At 46.3% G+C, this 21,874-nt stretch carries 18 protein-coding genes; 3 read left to right on the top strand and 15 right to left on the bottom strand.

Annotated elements, in window-relative coordinates:
* Positions 1–48: 48 nt before the first annotated feature.
* From BP97_RS0112135 to BP97_RS0112115, 5 genes are all read right to left on the bottom strand, one after another.
* Positions 49–1,527 carry an ABC transporter substrate-binding protein gene (locus BP97_RS0112135; RefSeq protein ID WP_028549346.1) on the bottom strand — a complete coding sequence of 493 codons (1,479 nt, stop codon included), beginning with the start codon at positions 1,525–1,527 and terminating at the stop codon, positions 49–51.
* 65 nt (positions 1,528–1,592) lie between these two features.
* Positions 1,593–2,474, bottom strand: coding sequence for an ABC transporter ATP-binding protein (locus BP97_RS0112130; protein WP_028549345.1), 882 nt, complete (start codon positions 2,472–2,474; stop codon positions 1,593–1,595).
* A 2-nt stretch (positions 2,475–2,476) separates the two neighbouring features.
* A complete protein-coding gene (locus BP97_RS0112125) occupies positions 2,477–5,410 on the bottom strand; it encodes an ABC transporter permease (RefSeq protein ID WP_028549344.1) in 2,934 nt (977 codons plus the stop codon).
* Positions 5,411–5,415: 5 nt separating this feature from the next.
* On the bottom strand, positions 5,416–6,534 hold the full coding sequence (locus BP97_RS0112120; protein ID WP_028549343.1) for an efflux RND transporter periplasmic adaptor subunit: 1,119 nt from the start codon (positions 6,532–6,534) through the stop codon (positions 5,416–5,418).
* The gene (locus tag BP97_RS0112115) at positions 6,494–7,318 is read right to left on the bottom strand and encodes an ABC transporter ATP-binding protein (RefSeq protein WP_081824076.1); all 825 of its coding nucleotides are present in this window, start codon (positions 7,316–7,318) and stop codon (positions 6,494–6,496) included. The genes BP97_RS0112120 and BP97_RS0112115 overlap by 41 nt, the downstream gene beginning before the upstream one ends.
* Before the next feature lie 370 nt (positions 7,319–7,688).
* Here BP97_RS0112115 and BP97_RS38795 point away from each other — a divergent pair, with 370 nt between their 5' ends.
* A complete protein-coding gene (locus BP97_RS38795) occupies positions 7,689–9,422 on the top strand; it encodes a PdaC/SigV domain-containing protein (protein WP_051620525.1) in 1,734 nt (577 codons plus the stop codon).
* A gap of 97 nt (positions 9,423–9,519) precedes the next feature.
* On the opposite strand, the gene BP97_RS0112100 is transcribed toward BP97_RS38795, so the two are convergent.
* From BP97_RS0112100 to BP97_RS0112075, 6 genes are all read right to left on the bottom strand, one after another.
* Positions 9,520–10,185 (bottom strand): DnaD domain-containing protein, encoded by a 666-nt coding sequence (locus BP97_RS0112100; protein WP_028549341.1) that lies wholly within the window; start codon positions 10,183–10,185, stop codon positions 9,520–9,522.
* Positions 10,186–10,255: 70 nt separating this feature from the next.
* The gene (asnS, locus tag BP97_RS0112095) at positions 10,256–11,554 is read right to left on the bottom strand and encodes an asparagine--tRNA ligase (RefSeq protein ID WP_028549340.1); all 1,299 of its coding nucleotides are present in this window, start codon (positions 11,552–11,554) and stop codon (positions 10,256–10,258) included.
* A 37-nt stretch (positions 11,555–11,591) separates the two neighbouring features.
* Positions 11,592–12,806 (bottom strand): acetate/propionate family kinase, encoded by a 1,215-nt coding sequence (locus BP97_RS0112090; RefSeq protein ID WP_028549339.1) that lies wholly within the window; start codon positions 12,804–12,806, stop codon positions 11,592–11,594.
* A complete protein-coding gene (locus BP97_RS0112085; protein WP_028549338.1) occupies positions 12,803–13,675 on the bottom strand; it encodes a 3-hydroxyacyl-CoA dehydrogenase family protein in 873 nt (290 codons plus the stop codon). The genes BP97_RS0112090 and BP97_RS0112085 overlap by 4 nt, the downstream gene beginning before the upstream one ends.
* A gap of 230 nt (positions 13,676–13,905) precedes the next feature.
* Positions 13,906–14,925 (bottom strand): Gfo/Idh/MocA family protein, encoded by a 1,020-nt coding sequence (locus BP97_RS0112080; protein WP_028549337.1) that lies wholly within the window; start codon positions 14,923–14,925, stop codon positions 13,906–13,908.
* Between the two features lie 22 nt (positions 14,926–14,947).
* Positions 14,948–15,718, bottom strand: a complete 771-nt coding sequence (locus tag BP97_RS0112075) for a sugar phosphate isomerase/epimerase family protein (RefSeq protein ID WP_028549336.1) — start codon at positions 15,716–15,718, stop codon at positions 14,948–14,950.
* Positions 15,719–15,768: 50 nt separating this feature from the next.
* On the opposite strand from BP97_RS0112075, the gene BP97_RS0112070 reads away from it, so the two are divergent.
* Together BP97_RS0112070 and BP97_RS0112065 are read left to right on the top strand one after the other, a co-directional pair.
* The gene (locus tag BP97_RS0112070) at positions 15,769–16,674 is read left to right on the top strand and encodes a helix-turn-helix domain-containing protein (RefSeq protein WP_331281307.1); all 906 of its coding nucleotides are present in this window, start codon (positions 15,769–15,771) and stop codon (positions 16,672–16,674) included.
* A gap of 179 nt (positions 16,675–16,853) precedes the next feature.
* A complete protein-coding gene (locus BP97_RS0112065) occupies positions 16,854–17,270 on the top strand; it encodes a YjdF family protein (RefSeq protein WP_028549334.1) in 417 nt (138 codons plus the stop codon).
* 75 nt (positions 17,271–17,345) lie between these two features.
* Here the strand turns inward: BP97_RS0112065 and BP97_RS0112060 are convergent, their stop codons facing one another.
* From BP97_RS0112060 to leuC, 4 genes are all read right to left on the bottom strand, one after another.
* Positions 17,346–18,713: a UTP--glucose-1-phosphate uridylyltransferase gene (locus BP97_RS0112060; protein WP_051620524.1), complete on the bottom strand. Its 1,368-nt coding sequence runs from the start codon at positions 18,711–18,713 to the stop codon at positions 17,346–17,348.
* Positions 18,714–18,742: 29 nt separating this feature from the next.
* Entirely contained in the window at positions 18,743–19,609 is an 867-nt protein-coding gene (locus BP97_RS36015) for a GNAT family N-acetyltransferase (RefSeq protein ID WP_197035452.1), read from the bottom strand.
* Between the two features lie 133 nt (positions 19,610–19,742).
* Complete coding sequence (leuD, locus tag BP97_RS0112050; RefSeq protein WP_028549332.1) at positions 19,743–20,348, bottom strand: 3-isopropylmalate dehydratase small subunit; 606 nt, start codon at positions 20,346–20,348, stop codon at positions 19,743–19,745.
* Positions 20,349–20,379: 31 nt separating this feature from the next.
* Positions 20,380–21,798 (bottom strand): 3-isopropylmalate dehydratase large subunit, encoded by a 1,419-nt coding sequence (leuC, locus tag BP97_RS0112045; RefSeq protein ID WP_028549331.1) that lies wholly within the window; start codon positions 21,796–21,798, stop codon positions 20,380–20,382.
* Between the last annotated feature and the right edge of the window lie 76 nt (positions 21,799–21,874).

Below are 21,874 nucleotides of genomic sequence, written 5' to 3'. Positions count from 1 at the left end.
GTTAGCCTCCCTGAAAAATAGAATAAATCTCATTGAAATAAGGTTGATTTAACCAGCTTGCATCATTCTTATAGCACCGTTGTTCATTGGACCTGTCGGGTTTTCTTTAATTTGCTGCAGCATGGCATCCCCGTCTGTCTGCCACTTTTTCAATGCATCGCGCACCTGCATTTTTCCATCCACTACATCATTAAACAAACGACGTCCAATATCCTGCACTTGACCGATATTCGGTTTATCCCGATAAATTTTGTAGTCTTGTTGAGGAGCCGGAGTCAGCGTTGTGAATGCTTCGATATGGAACTGTACGCCGTCTTTCGGTTTAATGTACTTTTTACGAGTTACGATATTATAAGAGCTGCTCGATTTCAGACGTGCCCAGTCCTCACTGTTAATAAACTTGATGAATTTCCATGCATCTTCCACGTTTTGAGCCTTGGCATTAATGCTCATAATACCATTCATCCCAATATATCCTCCGACATCCGGCGCTTCCGGATGGACAGGCACGGTTACGACGTCCCAATCAATAGGTGTAAAGCTCGGGTAATTTTGTGCACTTTTGTTGGCATTCGTTATTTGGTTCAGCTGGCCATAGTTAATGATGGACATCGCAACGCGACTGGATAGGAAATCGTCATATTGAAACGGATTGAAATTTTCTCCTCCATTCATCATTTGCCCCTTCATTTGGGAAGGATCCTGCTGCTCAGGCAGCACTTTATCCTGCTTCAGCTTCAGCATCGCTTTCCATACTTTTTCCCATTGGTCGGAATCTACCGTCATTTTCTCGCCTTTCTCATCGAACATTCTCAGCTGAAGGGGAGCGGTGTACATCTGCATGGAGTAGAACAGATCACCCATGGATTGCGTACTGAACGAAAATCCCGCTTTGCGGTTTTCTCCCTCGCCTTTAATAAGGCGTTTACCCAAGTCGAACACTTCATCCCAAGTCATCTTATCCTTCGGATAAGGCACGCCCGCCTCATCAAACATCCGCTTATTATAAATGAGTGCCGAAGAGTTGAATGTAGGAGCAAGCGCATATAGCTTGCCATCTCCCGTCTTTTTTAGTCCGTCCATGACCGCAGGTACCATATCCGATGTGTCGAACTTGTCTTTCGTAATCATCGGATCGAGTTGAGTCAGCATATTGTTGGAAATTAAATCGGGAAGCTGATCATAACTAACCATTACGACATCAGGAGGGTTATCCCCTTGCATAATTTCCTTCAGCTTATCCATCGGATCTACCGGCTTCTTATTCGGATCCACTCTGCCGTAGCGGTAACTATCATCCATAGTCGGAATAATCTCGATTTTAATATTTGGATTGGCAAATTCGAATATTTCGGTAAACTGTTGACGAAAATACTCATCGTCTCCATACCCGAAGCTTGTAGCGACTCGCAGTACTCTCTCTGTCTTCGTATCTGCTCCATTCGTCTTAGTGCAAGCCGCAAGCGTAGGCACCATAAGGCCGGCACTAATGGATAACAGCATCGATTTCTTTATCCACGGTTTCATAAGTTAATCCCTCCAACAATTTTGTTAATGCCATCATTTCAAACATTGCCTATAGCTTCAAGGGGCTATTCAATGGATTTAGGGGGTCTTATAATGATTTTCTCTCCGTCGAATTCCATTGAGGCTTTCGTATCGATCTGCAGTGCCTGTAGGTACGCTTTAGGAATTTGCAGTCTGCCGGCCTTATCCAAAACAACGTACTCTTCATGGACGTCGTTCATCGCCTGAAACCCTGCAGCAGATTCCATTTGGCCCTGCTCTAAATTCGGATTTCGTTTAATAAACTCCGTGCTGGTCATCCCGTCACGAATGGCAACTACACGATCCACCTTGCTGGCAAGCGTCATATCATGGGTAACGATAACAATAGTGACGCCTAGCTCACGGTTCAACTTACGGAAAATGTCCATAATCATATCCGATGTTTTTGTATCTACGGAACCCGTCGGCTCATCCGCCAATAAAAGCGAAGGTTTGTTAGCCAGCGATATGGCGATGGCAACACGCTGCTGCTCACCGCCCGATAGCTGTTGAAGCTTATTTCCCATGCGTTCCTTTAGACCAACCCATTCCAGAAGCTGCTTGGCATATGCACGATCATAATCTCCACTAAGCATCATAGGCATCTCCACATTTTCAAGTGCGGTTAAATAAGGCACTAGGTTTCGCGCGTTATTTTGCCAAATGAACCCTACGGTTTTACGTTTATACTTTACCAGCTCTTCATCCGTAATTTTGAGCAGGTTCCATTCACCTACCTGAACCTGGCCTGCAGAAGGCCGGTCCAAGCCACCCAAAATGTTCAGAAATGTCGATTTGCCGCTTCCGCTGTTGCCGATGATAGCCATCATTTCTCCGGCTGCAACGGAAATGTTCAAGCCTTTCAAGGCGACGACTTCAATATCATCCGTTTTGTATATTTTGACGAGCTCTTCGCAAGTAATCATCGTTATTTCTCCTCTCCGAGCTTGACGGCCTGATGAACCCTCAATCTGCGGATATGCAGGAACAGCAGCCCTGCTCCAGTCAGCATCATGAATGCTACGACAATATACAGCTGATCTGTATCTCGCGCATTGAATACGACCCGGAATGGCGGCACCTGCATCTTCACATTTTCTGCCGTCTGCAGGAAAGGCAGGAACAAGTAGCTGGTCAGCTTGCCTATTCCAATGCCCAGAGCTATGGATAGCCCTGCGGTAAAGCCCTGTTCAAGCAGCAGCATGCCTGTCAACTGACGACGTGAAAGCCCCATCGCGCGCAAGACGCCGAACTGCACGACCCGACTCGACAAGTTGAAGAACCAGTAGAGTATGTAGCCGATCAGCGATACAAATACCGATACAAGAAAGCCAAGGCTCAGTATACCGAATACCCCACCGCGAGCCGGATGCTTCTTCTGAACGATTAATTCGTTGCGCACATCTTTCACACTGGCAATTGGGATTTGTTTCTTGCTAAGCTCCTCCATCAGTGGAGCCACTTTCGCCCCCTCCTTCATCTTCAGCCAAACCTCATAAGGAGTGACCGGCGCCTGATCATAAATATAATCTAGGTTTGCAATGAAGAATGGCATTTGATCAGGATATTGACTCGGCCAGTAAGGCACTGTGGCAACTACTACAAATTCAACTTGCTGCTGTTGGATGGAGATACTGATGATATCCCCTTCCTTAATATGATGCTTCTCAGCAAAGGAGGTCGGGATAATAACCGACTGCTCGTAGGTTCCAAGTAAGTTCAAATAAAGATTTGGATGAACTTTGAACAAGTCATTCCTGTACCAGAACACCTTGGAGAAATCTACATTATCGATCCCCATCAGCATGCCCTGACCCAAGGATTTACCGGACATAACGACATTCCCTTTGGTTCTCAAAACACGCGCAGCATGCTCGACTCCTTCAAGCTGTTGAAAGACTACGAAAGGCGGTTCTATATAACGAAGCTTGGGTGGCGGTTCTTCCATTCCATTGCCCCCGGCACCTCCGGCGCCGCCTCCGTTTGCCCCCCCGCTACCGTTTCCTTGATTACTACCTGAGTTTCCATTTCCACCATTATTCCCGTTGTTACCATTGTTTCCATTGTTCTGTCCGTTGGATTGATCCTGTGGCAATTCGTCCGAGACGCCATCCCACACAGCCTGAAGAACCACATCCGTTCCATAATTGTAAAGAATACGATCCGTCGAGTTCAGGTCTATTGTTCTTGCGGCCGACGAGTTGTATACCCCTAAGCCCAACGTAAGAATCAACAGCAGCATCAGAGGATAGTAGGATTGTGCGGAACGCGACAATTGAGTAAGCGTTAAATATACGGGTACCGGCAAAAAACGTTTGCCAATCCAGCTCCATAACCTGAGCAGCCACGGAAAAATACGCAAAAAGAACAAACCAAGAGCAATGATAGACAATGCCGGTACGAAAAAGAGCAGCGGATGCACTTGCAGCTGATCCGTGGTTAAGCCCGTTTGCACAGATAATACTTGTCTTTGATCGAATAAATAATAGCCGTATGCTACTACACCGATGAGCAGAACATCGAGAAACCATTTTTGCCAAAATGGCGAGCGGTCTGAGCGCGCCAGCTTTTGCTTGTAGCTTACGATAGATGCTTTGGCGTAGACAATCGCCGGAATCACGCTGGCTAGCAGTGCGATGAGCACAGCTGCTGCCCCATATAAAAGCGCTTCTTGAGAAACGCCTACGGGAACCGATTTACGGTCCACAAATGCTAGAAAACCGCTGGAAGATCCAATACTTTTGGCCATAAACCATCCAAGCATTGGTCCAAGGACCATAGCAATCAAACCAAGCAACAGGCCTTCCAGCACATAAATCCCGATTATTTGCTTCGTGCTTCCGCCTCTACTTCGCAAAACCGCTATAACGCTGCGCTGCCGATCCAGTGACTGCCTTGAATTCATGACGATATAATAGAACACCATCGCAATCATAGGCGCAGCCAAAGTAAACAACAAAATTTGCAGCTGCAGGCTTTGCGTTTTAAATTCCTGTAAAATTGGAATAAACGATAAGTCCACACGCGTGTTTTTTAACTTTTGATACAAGATGATATCCAGACGCTCCAGCTTCGATTCCAAAGGCGACAACTGACTCGTTTGAATATTTTTCAGGTCAAAGGCATAATACCAGTTCGCGAGGTTAAGCGGTATTTTCTTATCCTTCAGTATGTAATTCTCAAAACCCGCTTCGCTCATAAAGAAGGAGTTCATGACCCCTTCCATACCTTGAAACCAGTAAGGATCCTGATCATTCTTCGGAGCTATCGTTCCGACGACCTTTACTCTTATGGGTGCAATGCCTAACCCACCGCTAATAGGATAATTGAACACGTCTCCGACATGAATGTCGTTACGGTACATAGATTCTTCCAGAATGACAGCTTCTACGACACCGCCCTGCACTTGATCGCTAAACCATTGCCCCTGCTTAATCTCCGCTTGATCCTTCAAAGCGTTTTGCGACAGAATCGACATCTGACGTTTCTTACTTGGATCAACCTTCTTTGGATCCTCTGGCGACAGCTGTGAGGCTCGGATTGAATAGCTTCTGACATAGGCTTGATATGGAAAATCGATATCTTTAGGAATATCGTTCGTTATGTATTGGTCTGCATCCTTTAATGCGTCAAGCTCAGCGCGATCCGATCCGGTCGCCTGATATCTTATTAATACGGAGCCTGCAGGCAAACCGCCGCTTTTTTCCTCTAACGATTTGCTGACGACCCGCTTTAACGACCCGTCGGAATACATCGGAATGCTCGTTGTGAAAGCCACAGCCATGATCAGCCCGACCAGAGAGCTTAGCGTCAACCAGCGCGTATTCCACATTTTACGGAACAAAAAACGCAGCATCGGCATTGACATTAGCGGCCCACTACTTTCTGCCCCGGCGTAAGTCCTTTAAGGATCTCCACATCCGTTGAGGTTTGCTGGCCGATCTCGACATCCACTTCCTTTTTGTTCCCTTGATCATCGACCACTTGAACATAATTGCGCCCGGAATAGGACCTAAGAGTAGCTAATGGTATGGTCACAGCCTTCTCCTTACGAGAAGTTATGACGGATACACTGAGGAACGTACCTCGGTTCAAGCCTTGCGGAAACGGATCTAGCTCGACTACCATATAATTATCGATGGAGTCCGGCTTCTTCTGCTGATTATTCCCGTTCATGCCTCCAAAATTGCCGTTATTGTTATTGCCATTATTCGTATCGGCACTAGGGTTAGGCAATTGAATGACTTTGCCTTTATGCTGACCGGCGGAGTTAATATCGACTACTGCCTCCATACCGACAGCAACCTTTTTCAAATCCTCATTGTTCAGACTGGCTACCACCGCTAATTGTGATAAATCTGCAATGGTTGCAATGGCATCGTAAGCTTTGGCCGTATCACCTTTTTGCACATACACAGACACAATCGTCCCCGAGTATGGAGCTGTCAGCTTCGCCTTTGCGATAGTGCTTTCCAGCTTGTTCAAATCTTCGCGCTTTAGCTCAAAATCGATTTTAGCTTTCTCCAGATCCTCGGCACTCATCTCATCGGCTTTACGCAAGGTCTCTATCATCGTCAGCTCATCTCTTCGAGTCTGCAGACGCTTTTGCTTGAGCTGACTTTCCTGCTCGGTAACGTCAAGCTCTGCAATCACCTGACCCTGCTCGACCTTGTCTCCGCTCTTCACATAGATGGCCTTGATTCTTCGGCTGTCTTCATCGGTAAAGTATAAATCCTCTTCCTTTGTCCCCATCAGCTTGCCGGAACCACGCACCTTAGTCTCCAATGTTTCCGTCTTTACAACGTACTCCGGTTTCTTGGAGAGCTTTGGAGGAGTAATCGTAGGAAGCGTCTCTTCTTCCGCCTCCTTTGGCAAGAGCGAGCAGCCGGAGCTTACGGTTAAAACAGCTGCCATACAAACTGCTAGCAGTGGTTTGGCCTTTCTCTTATGAGTTAATAAATTTCCCATCCACCATTTCAAATACATGGTCGGCAACCTCCATAATTGTTGGATCATGTGTTGTCATACATATGGTCACTTTCTCGGTATTGATAATTTCCCGGAAAACCGCCATGACCTGAGCCCCCATCTGTGAATCAAGCTCTGCAGTCGGCTCGTCGGCTAGCAGCAGACTAGGCCTATGGGCAATGGCTTTAGCAATTGCAACACGCTGCTGCTCTCCACCAGAGAGCTCGAAGGGCCTATGATGCATCCGTTTGGTCAATCCGACAAGCTCCAAGCAGTGAGCTGCACGCTGCTTCCATTCGGAGCGTGGAACATCAGCCATTCTAAGTGCCAGCTCCACATTCTCCCAGGCGGACAACAGCGGCATTAATGCAAACGACTGGAAAATAAATCCTATTTCTTTGCGCCTTATTTGTGTACGCTGATCATCGCTGCACAAATGAAAAGGATGGTCTTTAAACACAATTTCCCCCTTGTTAGGCTGATCCAGTCCCCCTATCAAGTTCAGCAGCGTCGTTTTACCTGAACCTGAGCGCCCTTTTAACATGACGAGCTGCCTATGATAAAGAGACATGTGAATTCCCTTCAGCACATGCAGCTGCTGGCCCCCAACCGGAAATGATCTTTCAACGCCTTGAACCGTAAGCAAGGGGGTGCTGTAATCTACCGGCTCCACTGCGGCGGCTGAAACTTCCAAGGATTCAGCCGCCAATTCGGGCGACAGATCCATGGGCTGCTGAGCTCCCGCTTCCCCATTAGCATCCTCAGGTTGAATTTTGTTTTTTTGGCGAAGCCAACCAAGCATTGCGACCCTCCTACCTGTTCTCAACAATCATTCTATGTATCTATCAAAACCAGTACTTCCAAATTATAGACGAAAGAAACGATGAAAAAGTTACAATTTGTCATCAAAAAAGTTCGTATTAACTTAAATAGAAGATCAAATCGCTTTATTTTGGCAGCGTTCGCATGAATACTAGGGTTTATTAAATGGTTTCGCCACATTAGGAATGGTGTAATATAGGTTTATTATGAACTCTCGCTTATTCTCTATATGAACCGTTCCATACACTTTGCGAGAATTGTAACTTCTCCGTAACCAAAGGAAAATTCAGGTTAGCTATAATAGCAATAAGATTTACATTAAACATGATCAGCCACAGGAGGTACTTACTATGAAAACACCCTTTAAATTATTGACGCTAGGTATCGCAGGATGTTATTTGTTTGCTTCTTACGCAAACAGTTCTTTGGCAGCTGCTGCTGTAACACCAGTCCCTGTCTCCGGTACCGTAACCGCCGTACCCATTTCTGCACCTATAGCGAACTCCAATATTCAAGTTACAGCTACAACAGAGCAAGAACAAACCGATGAAATAACCACTAAAATAAGCTTTCCGGTTATCAGCGGCTTGAAAGATACTGCTTATCAAACCAAGCTAAATAATCAGATCGCAGAAACAACTGCTAAAGACTTGGAATCATTGAAAACACAAGCTAAAGAAGGCGCTGAGGACGCGAAACAACACGGGTACGAGTTTAGACCCTATTCGCTAGATATGAAATACGAGGTTAAAACCAACGCGAACAATACACTCTCCATTAAAGTATACTCCTACATCTATACTGGTGGGGCGCACGGTATGACGCGTATCGATACTTACAACGTAGCCGATCGTGATCAAGCAGCTGCCATTACACTGAACAGCTTGTTCGGCGAAAATTACAAAGATGTGATTAACTCACAAATCAAAGCGGAAATTGCTAAAGCACCGGAAAATTATTTCCCGGACGATTTCAAAGGCATTAGTGATGACCAAACATTTTTTATTGAAAATGGAAAAGCGGTCATTGTATTTAGCGAGTATGAGATCGCTCCATACGCCGCAGGCAGCCCTGAATTCCCTATCACTATATCGCAAGCAGCTTCGAGCAAAGATTCCGTTAAGGTGACCTCCACACCGGTACAGGAGCAAACCGATCAACTTAAGGTCGATATGAACATACCAATCATCAGCGGAATGAAGGATACTAAGTATCAAGCTGAGCTTAACGACCTGATTGCTAGCCATGCCGACAAAGACTTGGCAAGCATGAAGGAACAAGCTAAAAAAGATGCTGAGCAAGCGAAGCAAGCCGGATTTGAGGTTAGGCCTTATGAGTTGTTCATCAAATATGAGCTGAAATCGGACGGAGGCAGCAGCAATAATAATCGACTGTCCATCCAAATGACCACTTACACCTTTACTGGTGGCGCACACGGTATGACTAGAATCGATAATTATAATGTGTTAAATAACGAGCAAGCCGAAAAAATCGAATTAAGCTCCTTGTTCGGAGACCAATACAAAGAATTGATCAACAAGCAAATACAAGCGGAAATTGCTAAAACACCTGAAAAATATTTTCAGGATGGATTTAAAGGTATCTCTGATACCCAGTCGTTCTATATCGAGAAAAGTGACGCCGTTATTGTGTTCGGTCAATACGAGATTGCTCCTTATTCTTCCGGGTCGCCAGAGTTCCGTATCGCTCTTCCAAGCGATAGCACAAGCCCGAACGCGACCAAGCCAACTAAGCTGATCGTTAATGACCAAGAAATTCCACTGCTGACGAATAAGGATGGAGCTACCTTTGCTCCACTGCGCACCGTTGCAGAAAGCTTGGGATATACGCTGAAATGGAATGCTGACAAGCAGCAAGCTGAAGTGTCGAGAGGCGCTCAATGGACAGCAGTTACAGTCGGGACGGATCAATATACCTACAATAAAATGGCACCCATTTCTTTAGGCGCCGCGCCTTTTATCAATGATCAAGGATCTTTGTATGTTCCAACCGCCTTTTTCGATCAAATTTTAAAAGCTGAAGTGACAACCGAAGCCGATACACTGGTTATTAGCCAGAAATAATCGCGGCAGACGAAAAAAAACTTTCCGGACTCTGGTCCAGAAAGTTTTTTTGTTATGTTCCAGCTACGGACATAAGTCCATAAGCCGTCACAATGATCTAGCGCATCGAGCGGAACTTCTGTGAATGCTCCTTCGCCTGCTCTACTGTTGTTATCCTATTACGGCTCCATTCGAGCAATATCCGATCAATGTATCGAAAGTGAACTTTCCCAGCAAATACTGCTTCCTTGAGCCCTGCGAGAATCAATTCCTCCGGGTAAGAATCCTTGTCGAGCCACCCCGTGATGGATTCCAGCTCCATAGGGGTCAAAGGACGCCCGAACTCTTTTTCGAAGATGGAAAATATATCTTTGCGTACAACCGGCTCCGACGACTTCTTACTCTTCTGCATTTCCTCATACCAGCAGCTTGCGAGCCGCTCTAGTAGAGGATTAAAGTTATATTTTTCGAACTGAATGCCGCTTACCGGATCCACACTGTCATCGATAGATAACAGCCCTTCTTTCAACAGCTTTTGCAGTGCAGCAATGACTTTCTCACCTGGAACCGTCATACGAGCCTGCAGTTCCTCAAGCGTCGGAAAATCCTTGCGTTCCTTCTCCATAAAAGCCATCACATGAATCATCAGCATGACTTCAACTTCTGACAGCTTCCATTGATGGTAATGCTTCAACAACAAATAGGGAACCCCTACGCTGCCTTCACGCCAACCGGCCACAAACGCGGCCAGCAGCTCACTGTTTTCCTTGCTTTGCTGTTTCATCCGATCACCTCTCCATGCAAAAAAACACTTAACCGTTCTCCGAACTGATTTCACTTATTAATCAAAAAGCTTAAGGGTACAAGCGGTACAACAGCCTTGGAAAAGGAATAGTCTCCCGTACATGATCCAAGCCGCAAATCCAGGCAACCGTGCGCTCTAAGCCGAGGCCAAAGCCTGAGTGAGGCACTGTACCGTATTTACGCAAATCGAGATACCATTGATAGGCTTCTCTGGATAGTTCGTGCTCCGTGAAACGCTCCTCCATCAGCTCTGGATCGTCAATCCGCTGGCTGCCCCCGATAATTTCACCATAGCCTTCAGGAGCAATCATGTCCGCACACAGAACAACCTCCGGTCGATTCGGATCCGGTTTCATGTAGAACGCTTTAATCTCCGTCGGGTAGTGGGTGATGAACACCGGCTTATCGTACTTCTCGGCAATCGCCGTTTCGTGCGGAGCACCGAAGTCTTCGCCCCATTCGATTTCGTGCCCGTTCGCCTGCAGAAAGCTGATCGCTTCGTCATATGTAATCCGTGGAAACGGAGCTTGAATGTTCTTAAGCTTGGTCGTGTCACGCTCCAGTACTTCCAGTTCCTTGCCGCAATTGTCCAAAACGGATTGTATAATATGCGAAACGAACTGCTCCTGTACTTCCAGATTTTCTTCATGCGTGATGAAGGCCATTTCAGGCTCAATCATCCAGAATTCAATCAAATGACGTCTAGTCTTTGACTTCTCTGCACGAAACGTCGGCCCGAAAGAATAAACACGTCCTAGAGCCATCGCGGCCGCTTCCATATAGAGCTGTCCGCTTTGTGTCAAAAAGGCGTCTTCATCAAAATATTTCGTGTGAAACAGGTTCGTTGTCCCTTCGCATGACGACGGCGTCAAAATCGGAGGATCGACCAGATGAAAGCCCCGTTCATCGAAAAATTGTTGAATCGCTCTTATGATTTGTGCACGTATGACGAGAATCGCCCGCTGCCGCGGCGAGCGTATCCATAAATGACGGTGATCCATTAAATAATCGACACCATGCTCTTTGGGCGTTATTGGGTAATCGCTAGAAACCTGAATAATCTCAATGCCAGTCACCGTCAGCTCATATCCGCTTTTGCTGCGTGTATCTTCCCGCACCGTTCCGGTCACATATAGCGAGCTTTCCTGAGTAAGCTTACCTGCGGCATCCCAGACTTCGTTCGGTACATCGCTCTTCACGACTACCGCCTGAATAAACCCAGAGCCGTCACGCAGCTGCAAAAATTGAATTTTTCCGCTTGAACGCTTATTATGCAGCCAGCAGCCGATCGTCACAGCTTGATCTTTATGTTGATCGACATCGCGAATCATGGATAAATTACGGCTCATTAAATGGATCATCCTTCCTATATGAGAGTCACAACTATTATACTACATTTCTGCGATTCAATAGGAGTTGATGTGTATCACGGGCTATAACTAATTCCTCATTAGTCGGAATGACAAGAACCTGTACCTGGGATAGCTCAGTTGAAATGACCCGATCCTCGTTAGAACGCTGAGCATTCGCCCTTTCATCCAGTTCAAGCCCAAGATATGTCAAATTGCGGCACACCGCCTGACGCAGTGCGGCGGAATTTTCTCCGACCCCCGCTGTGAATACCAATGCATCTACCCCGTTCATCGCAGCTGCATAAGAACCGATATATTTTCTCAGACGGTACTCATACATTTCGAAGGCAAGCGTGGCGCTTCGGTCACCCTCCTCCATAGCCTCCAGTATTTCCCTCATATCGCTGCTAATACCCGAGATTGCCATAAGTCCGCTATGTTTATTAAGCATTGAATTGACTTCGCTTAACGTCAAATCCTCTTTCCCCATTGCAAAAGGCACGATGGCTGGATCGATGTCCCCACTTCGTGTCCCCATCATTAAACCTTCAAGGGGTGTCAAGCCCATGCTTGTATCAAACGATTGGCCGTTCAGCACGGCTGTGCAGCTTGCTCCATTGCCGATATGGCACGAGATCAGCTTGATTTGCTCCAATGGCTTCTGCAGCAGTGCGGCCGCTCTTTCGCTCACATAGGCATGGGAAATGCCGTGAAAGCCGTATCTGCGGATCTTGTGCTTTTTGTAAAGCACCATAGGAATTGGATATAAGTAAGATCCTTGCGGCATCGTCTGATGGAATGCAGTATCGAAGGCAACAACCTGAGTTACATCGGGCATATTGGCTTCCACTGCGTTGATTCCCAACATATGAGCCGGGTTATGCAGCGGTGCAAGATCAAATAATGTTCTAATCTCGCGTTTCACGTCTTCATCTACAATAACCGATCCAGTGAATGTTTCTCCACCATGGACAACCCTGTGGCCTACAGCTTCAATCTCCTGAATGGATTCAAGAACTCCATACTTGGGGTGCACTAGCATTTCCAACACTTTACGAATGGCTGTCGTATGCTCCAGGATCTCTGCAACCTCTCGTACTTCCGAGCTGTTAGCAGGCTCATAGCAGACAATCGCGGAATCCATTCCAATGCGCTCAACCTTACCTTTTGCCAAAACCGATTCATTATCCATATTGTAAAGCTGAAATTTCAGAGAAGAGCTTCCTGCATTTATGACGAGCACTTTCACAGTCGGTCACCATCCTTATCATAGCGGAAAAAGCCCTGTCCAGTTTTCGCGCCAAGCTGACCTGCACGAACCATTTGCTTCAATAGCACTGCAGGACGGTACTTCACGTCGCCGAACTCACGGAACATTCTTTCCATAGCGATCAAAAGCGCGTCCAACCCCATTCGATCTGCCGTTTCCAGAGGGCCATAGTGAAAATCATATCCCATACGCATTGCCGTATCGATATCCTCCGCACTTGCAACACGTTCTGAGAGCGTATGCATCGCTTCGTTAATCAGAACGCAGATCAGCCGAGTCGTGACAAAACCAGGCGATTCGTAAACCTGAATCCCCGTTCTTTGTATTGTATTTTCAACGAAAAGTTTCGTAAAAGTAAACGTATCCTCCGAAGTTTTTAATCCTCTAATAATCTCCACCAAACGGATTTTTGATACAGGGTGTAGAAAATGAATACCAATAACTCGATCCGGTCGTCTAGTTACTGCTGCAATCTCGGTCAAGCTTAATGTTGATGTGTTGCTAGCCAAAATGGTCGTTGCTGGACAAATCTCATCCAATCTTTGAAACAGCTGCTTTTTCTGATCCAGGTCTTCGCTAATCGATTCGATTACCAGATTGCAATCCGCAAGACTATACATAACGGTATCTTTATGAATTCTGGATAAAATAAGCTTTTTCTCAGCAGTAGTAATAGCCCATTTCTCCAGCTGCTTGTCGAGACTAAGTTCAATCTGCTCTAACGCTTGCTCCAGTTTCTCCAACGTACGATCGACTAAAAGTACGTCCATTCCTTGTGCTGCCAGCATCTCAGCGATGCCTTGGCCCATCGTTCCGGCACCGATAACACCGACTTTACCGCACTGCATGCCGTTTCCCCCTTAACCGCTTTCATTTGCATTAGTTCATTATTTTACCCGTGGTTAATTAAAACAGGCCTGTTAACCTGCTTGAGCTTATTATACACTCCTCAGACCTTAAATGATAAAACTTCTTGTGGCATTGTTGTGAAGAGATGGCATCCTTACCGTGGTTTTGGGAACAAAAAACGAGCCCTCCGCCGCGGATGCAGCCTAGGACTCGTTTGCTTTTCATAAAATTAAAGACTAATGACTTGCTTCGTATCTTGCGATGCAAAAGCCGCCAGAATCACATTTAACGACTTCAATCCTTCTTCCCCAGAGATGCTAGGAGGTGTATTCGTCGTCACGCAGCGAACAAATTCATCGATGACTCCACTCGTTGTTTGCTTTTCATTGGTGGCCATTGCCCCAACCTTATATTTCTCAACGGAGCCGTTACGGAGCTCTACAATCACTTGATCGTCTGAATCCGTACCTATTTTCATCACGCCGTTCTCGCACCAGAGAATCGTGCTGTTATCCCCGCCTTTATAGTAAGTCCAGCTGGCAACAAGCGTACCAATCGTCCCACTCTTCATCCGGAGCACGCAGGTAGCGTTATCATCCACATCCGTACCTTCTTTATGAAGTGTGTTAACGAAAGCAGCGACATCAACAACCTCATCCTCAAGAAGCCAGCGAATGAGATCGGATTTATGTACGCCCAAGTCACCCATCGCGCCCATAATCGCTTCTTCCTTACGGAAAAACCAGCTTTCTCTTCCGTCTACACTCCAGCCTTCAGGACCTGGATGGCCGAACGAAGTACGGAACGTAAGCACCTTACCCAGCTTACCTGTTTGCAAGATTTCCTTGGCTTTCATATGAGGAGGCATCAAACGCTGGTTATGTCCTACCATCAGGTAAACCCCGTTCTTATGAGCTGCATCGATCATGGCCAAGCCTTCCGCTTCCGTTACAGCCATCGGTTTCTCTACCAATACGTGAGCACCTGCATTTGCAGCGGCAATAGAGACTGGAGCATGCAGGACGTTCGGAGTACATACGCTAACGGCATCAGGTTTAATTTCTTTGAGCATTTCATTGTAATCGGTAAAAGACTTAGCCCCATGCTTCTCGGCGTATTTGTCTGCACGTTCTTTAATGATGTCAACGAAAGCAACAAGCTCTACATTCGGGTTTGCTTCATATTCTGGAATATGTCTTCTTATGGAAATGGCGCCGCAGCCTACTACGGCAACTCTTAATTTACTCATGTCTTTTTCGGCTCCTTATGATTTAAAATTGGTTCAAATAATTTTGTTGAAGCCACTTCAAGCTGGTGGCAATACTCTCTAACGGAGGATTTTGGCAACGGTCCTGCTCGACGATAAGCCATTCAACTCCTGCATCGGAAGCGGCATTAATAACTGTCGGCAATTCTATTTCGCCTAGACCAAGCTCAACCGTATTGATTTGGTTATTGATCATGCCTTTGAAATCCTTCAAGTGCAGCAGTGGTAATCTACCCGCATAATCCGCGATATATTGAAGCGTATCCAAGCCAGCATACTGCACCCAGCCTGCATCCATCTCTACCAGAATATCCTCCGGTGCGGAAGCATACAACGCATCGAAAACGTATTGACCTTCTATTTTCGTTTCGAACTCGAATGCATGGTTATGATAAGCAAACTTCAAGCCTTTTTCCTTCGCCTTGCGGGCAGCCTCTCCCAGGAAACCAAATAAGTTTTTCCAGCTTTCTGCATCTGCACGATCCTCGGCAGCCACAAAAGGGCAGATCAGGTAAGGAGCCCCTATTGTCACCAAATAATCGATTTCTTTGTCCAAATCTGCGCGCATATTCTGCAAGCTGACATGCGCTCCGATAGGCTTTAAGTTCAGCTCATCGAGCAGCTGCTTCAATTCCTCAGCGGGCATACCGCCATATCCTGCAAACTCGACACCTTCATATCCAAGCTCAGCCACATGGCGAAGCGTTCCTGTGAAATCTTTTGATAAATCTTCGCGAACTGTATACAGCTGAACGCCAATACCCATTCTTTTCATATACTCATCCTCCAGAGGAATTGATCTATTTGATATCATTTTAATCCCAAATGCCCTATAATGACTATGAACGATGTGCTTACAACATGAACTATTTTGCTATTAATATAAGAAAGGGTCCTATGATGCTCTCTCAAATTCTATCATGCGGCTATTCCTATCATTCGCAAAAATTTCAAACTGGACATAAAGAAAGCGTGAGGCATTACTTAATTCGCCTGCAAACCGAGGGCTTCTGTCAGGCTTGGGTTAACGGTACGATGACAGAGGTTGAGACCGGCGATCTATTGCTCTACCAGCCCGGGGATGTGTACGACCTGCGGATCGATGAACATACGAATAAATTAGGTCAAACGGTCATTTCAAGCGGAGATTATTACATTATGTGCAAGGGAGAATGGCTGGAGTCCTGGTGGAAGAAAAGCAAAAAACCGCAAAAGGTCCGGATCGCATCAACCGAAAGGCTGTTGACTCTCTGGCGGCAAATCATTCTGGAGAAACGTCGGATAGAAGATGAGAACAAAGAGCTATCGGACTATTTGCTCCGCGCGCTTTGCTTGCATATCGACCGGGCCGTCACTGAAACGCGCACACTGCACGGAAGCTCCTTTTTGGCTTCAAGGATGAAAAGCTTTATTGAAGAGCATGCGATTCTGCCTTTTAAGGTGGAGGATGTAGCTCAACATGTTGGACTTAGCGTATCTCGTGCCGTACATCTCTTTAAAGAATGCTTCGGCAAAACCATGATCCAGTATACTTTGGAAATCCGTCTCTCTACATCTATTGAGCGGATGAACTATAGCGATATGACGTTAGAGCAAATTGCCGAAACGTCCGGCTTCGGAAGCTATTCTTATTTTCACCGCGTGTTCCGCGAGAAATACGGAATTTCGCCCAAAGCGTTCCGGCTCCAGCAAACGGCGGGAGATCAGGCACATACTCATACCCAAACTTAAAACAATTAGATGGACTTCCATCTTGTAAGCCCATCATTGATTGCTATATACTTCACTTAGGAGTGTAGAAACACGGTCCGGTTGGTAGTCCGGGCGCACAGGGTATAGCCCTTGTGTAAGTAGCCTTCCCCCCTCGGGATGTCCACCACTCTAGAATATATTTAGAGGGGGAAGCTTAGATGAAGCTTACTGTATTTTTTGATGAACATCTCCAATTCTGGGTAGGAGTCATTGAAGAGGAAACCGATGGCCGTTTGAGAGCGGTCAAGCATTTTTTTGGCAAAGAGCCGAAGGATGCTGAGATTCTCGATTTTATCCATCATGACATGCAGCGGCTGCTGGGCACTACAACCCAAACGCTGCAAACATCGCCACGTGAGCAACGACGGATCAATCCGAAACGGATGTCACGCATTGCCGCGCGTGAGGTTCAGCAGAAGGGCGCGTCCACCTACGCACAGCAGGTCATCAGTATGGAGTATGAACATCGAAAATTGGAACGTAAGAGCGATTCCAAGCGCCTGCAAGAGGAATTAAAGGAACGTAAATATGCATTGAAAGTGCAAAAGGCGAAGCTTAAGCATCGCGGAAAGTAACAACGAAAGGCTGCCTGTTCGGTTCAGATACAGTGGGACATTAGCTCACTCTATCGGTTCCTTAAGGCAGCCTTTTCAAATACCTAGTGTTCTTACTTTGTCCGGCGTCAATCCTTCTCCCGCATACGATACCAAAGGAGATATTTCGATACGGCGGTGGCTCAGTCTTTCCTTGGAAACCCCTGATTCCAGAAGCCATTTATGATGGAGGGAGAGTACAAGCTCTCTGGCGGATGCTGGACTATCTTCGCCCTCTTTATTTTTCACAGGGGCAAATTCTTCCTCACGTTTCACCTTCAGCACCGTAATTTGTTCTGACAGTGGAAAGAAATCAAATATAAATTGCTCCATTTTGTAAGCGTTCGGTATATTCGGTTCCATAAGCTTACCAAAAGAATCGATGCATTTGATTTTTTTATGTGCCATTGCAAAGGGAAGATCTACTCCTGCAACCTTCTCAATGAAGTCAAACCTGAAGAGCTGCATCGAAATATTACCGAGATGATACATAAGTCGGCCCCGATCATCCTTCTCGTACATGATTTCATCCGGAATCACCGTGTACTCAACTACAGCCGGACGGCCGTTACGATAGCATAATACTCCCACAGGCTCCTCGGGATACGATTTATCTACAGCTTTGGCTGCCACCGGGTACGGATGACAGGCCGCAACACCAATAAACAAAGGGTCTGCCACTTTCACCAGCGCATTGTCCACATTATAGTAGAACAGCCATTCCAAGCCCCGACGCTTAATATCCGCCAATGCTCCTGTTCGTTTAAGTGCCGCAAAGCAATCTCCGTTACCGCTGGGAGCTAAGCAAATCTCATCTTTGGTTGCGAGAAGAATCTTCCCTCTCTCATCTATAGCCGGCATCATCCCCTGCTGAAAGAATGTACAATGCTCCCGTCCATAACCAAAATAATGATGGTCCTCAAAGAAGTTAACTGTTTGTATGTGATTATCTGGGCTAGTCATTATATACCATGCGATAGGCTTGCCTGCTCTTTCCGACAGGTTGATCAGTCGCTCCGCCTGCAATTGAAACAGCGATTTATCTGAAGGCAGACCAATATTAAAAGTGCCTTTCGGTCCCTCATGCCCCAATCGGCTGCCATGACCTCCAGCTACTACGATCGCTCCCACTTTCCCTTGCTGAAGCAACTCCCAGCCTGCAGCAGCATACTTCCCTTGCTCTTCATCCGTAAACTCGTCCCAGCTGCAAGCAGGAATCGAGGACAATTGTCTGCCATCCAATAATTCCACCTGGGAGTCCGGCATACGTCTCCATACCTTGCAAACCGCTTCTAAATCAAGCTGTTCAATTTGATCGAGCAGCTTCCCTTTGGATGAATCATTTAATTCATCATAGAATTGAAGTAAATGTTCTTGGTGGTATTGACTCAGCAATGCTTGTGCTTCTTCCTTACGAGTTTCCATTCGGCGAAATACTTCCCCCTAACCTAACGTTAATCTTTCGGCTTTTCTGTGAACCGATACATCACCGAATCCTGGATAGGACGGTAGCCTATTTGAGTATAAATATGATTAGAGGTCGGATTGGCGAGGTCAGTGTACAAGCTGCAAAAGGCATATCCTTCATCCAACATACGTTGGCTCAATGCTGCTACACAGGAGGATGCATAGCCCTGATTGCGATATTGCGGCGGTGTGTATACATAGCTTAATACGATGCCGTGTTTTGTAGGGCGTGTCGTTTTGACCATGCTTACTGCCCCATCGTCATCCCATAAATATACGGAGCTATCTCTAATAAATCCAAGTGCTTTATGAGATGCTTCTTCCATAGAGACCTTCTCGTTTATAGAATCTGCGAATTCCTTGATCCAGCTTGCAACCCGTTCATGATCACGCAATGCAGCCACTTTCAATTGGCCACGACTATAGTGGATGGAATTTACTTGGTCGAGCTGATAAATACATTGATTCATTTTGAGCTTTGGTTCCAAAGCATTCTTCCTAGCCCACTCCAAAGCAAATAATTGCGCAATCTCCGTCGGACCTACAACGCCTGGAACTTGCACGCCTTTCTCTGTCAGTTCGGCAACAGCAGCCTTCACAGCTTGTTCCTTCTCCAGCCCATCACCATACAGGACCGCATTCTTAGCGTTAATGAGTACTACCAACTCTATAACGCCCTCCCTGTTTTCGACTGCAACCATTTGTTGATCTGTTGACGTTATTCCCTGCGCTTCACTTTTAGCAACCAAATGAAGGAGACCCAGAAGCAGATTGTTCACCGCTTCATGCTTCTCGAGCACAGGCGATACTTTATCAAGAAAAAGCGACGCGCTGTCAAAATGATACATTCTCATCGCCCCTCCACCTCTCATAAAAAAGTAAATTTTATCCATGTTATCACAAGTTATATAAATCAACAATAGATAAAAAAAAGCGGCCTTCACTCCAAAAGGAGCAAAAGCCGCGAAAAATTGATACATATGAAGCTTATTTATAAGCCAAACGAGCTTGGTGAGAAGCTTCATACGCAGAAATTGCGTCTGCATGCTGAAGAGTCAAACCGATATCGTCCAAGCCTTGCAGCAAGAACTGACGACGGTGCTCATCCAGATCAAAATCAATGCTCAGACCTTGATCGTCCGTAATTTGTTTATTTTCCAGATCAACAGTCAGCTGGTAGCCTTCTGTCTTAGCTGTACGTTGGAACAAATCTTCCACTTGCTCTTCGCTCAGCTTGATTGGCAAAATACCGTTTTTAAAGCAGTTGTTATAGAAAATATCCGCATAAGACGGAGCAATGATAACTTTGAAACCATAATCTTGGATCGCCCAAGGAGCGTGCTCACGGGAAGATCCACAGCCGAAGTTGGCGCGGGAGATCAGTACGGAAGCACCTTGGTAGCGCGGTTGGTTCAAGGAGAACTCTTTAATAACCTCGCCTTGCTTGTCAAAACGCCATTCAAAGAATAGAAATTGACCGAAACCGGAACGTTCAATCCGTTTCAAAAATTGCTTAGGAATAATAGCATCTGTATCTACGTTTACGCGGTCAACTGGACCTACGAGGCCTGTATGCTTGTTAAAAGCTTCCATGTCGTTATTCTCCTCACTCAAATAAATTGAATTAAGCTTCTTGCTTTACTTTGAAGTCCCACTCGCGAACATCATAGAAATGTCCTTTGACTGCTGCCGCAACGGCCATAGCAGGGGATACAAGGTGCGTACGTCCATCACGTCCTTGACGACCTTCAAAGTTACGGTTGGATGTCGATGCGCAGCGTTGTCCCGGCTTCAACACGTCCGGATTCATCGCCAAGCACATGCTGCAGCCTGCATCGCGCCATTCAAAGCCAGCTTCGGTGAAGATTTTATCCAAGCCTTCTTTTTCCGCTTGAATTTTAACACGTCCGGAACCAGGAACTACGATTGCGGTCACATTCGGGGACACTTGATGTCCTTGTGCAACTTTCGCTGCAGCGCGAAGGTCCTCTATGCGGCCATTCGTACAGGAACCGATAAACACATAATCAACTGCCAAGTCCGTCATAGGAGTTCCTGGAGTGATACCCATATATTCGATCGCTTTTTCAGCGGCTTTACGTTCGTTCTCTGTTGAGAAGCTTTGAGGATCTGGCACAAGCGCAGTAACATCTGTACCCATACCAGGGCTAGTTCCCCAGGTTACTTGTGGAATCAGGCTGTCAGCGTCAAAATCAACCACACGGTCATACACTGCGCCTTCATCAGTAGTCAATTGTTTCCAGCCAGCTACGGCTTCTTCAAATGCAGCGCCTTGAGGCACATATTCGCGTCCACGCAAGTAGTTGAAAGTCGTTTCGTCCGGTGCAATCAAGCCTGCTCTTGCGCCAGCTTCGATGGACATGTTACATACAGTCATACGCTCTTCCATAGACAGGTTACGGATTGCATCACCTGTGTATTCGATTACGTAGCCAGTAGCAAAGTCTGTACCATATTTAGCGATAACGCCCAAGATCAAGTCTTTTGCTGTTACGCCCGGGTTCAGCTTGCCGTTGATGCGAACTTCCAATGTTTTAGCTTTCGATTGCTGCAAGCATTGGGTAGCCAAAACGTGTTCTACTTCACTAGTACCGATACCGAACGCCAAAGCGCCGAAAGCACCGTGAGTGGAAGTATGGCTGTCGCCGCACACGATCGTTTTACCAGGGTGAGTCAAACCAAGCTCAGGACCCATAACGTGAACAACGCCTTGGTCGATGCTGTCCAAGTCAAACAAGGTAACGCCGAAATCTTTACAGTTCTGCGACAAAGTGTCGATTTGCTGTTTGGAGATCGGATCGGAAATGTTGAAACGATCTTTGGTAGGAACGTTGTGGTCCATCGTTGCGAATGTCAAATCCGGACGGCGCACTTTGCGGCCGGACAAGCGAAGCCCTTCAAAAGCTTGTGGAGACGTTACTTCGTGCACCAGTTGCAGGTCGATATAAATAATGCTAGGTTTGCCTGCTTCCTGATGAATTACGTGATTGTCCCAAATTTTCTCGAACATAGTTTTTGCCATCAGTTTCACCTCATTGTCATGAATGCGAATCAATTCATCTCATGTCACATAGTTTAGCATTTCTTATTTCATTGAT

The sequence above is a fragment of the Paenibacillus sp. UNC451MF genome (assembly GCF_000686845.1).
Lineage (GTDB): Bacteria > Bacillota > Bacilli > Paenibacillales > NBRC-103111 > Paenibacillus_S.
The sequence above is the reverse complement of the archived record's forward strand: the minus strand, read 5'-3'. Positions and strand labels throughout refer to the sequence as shown.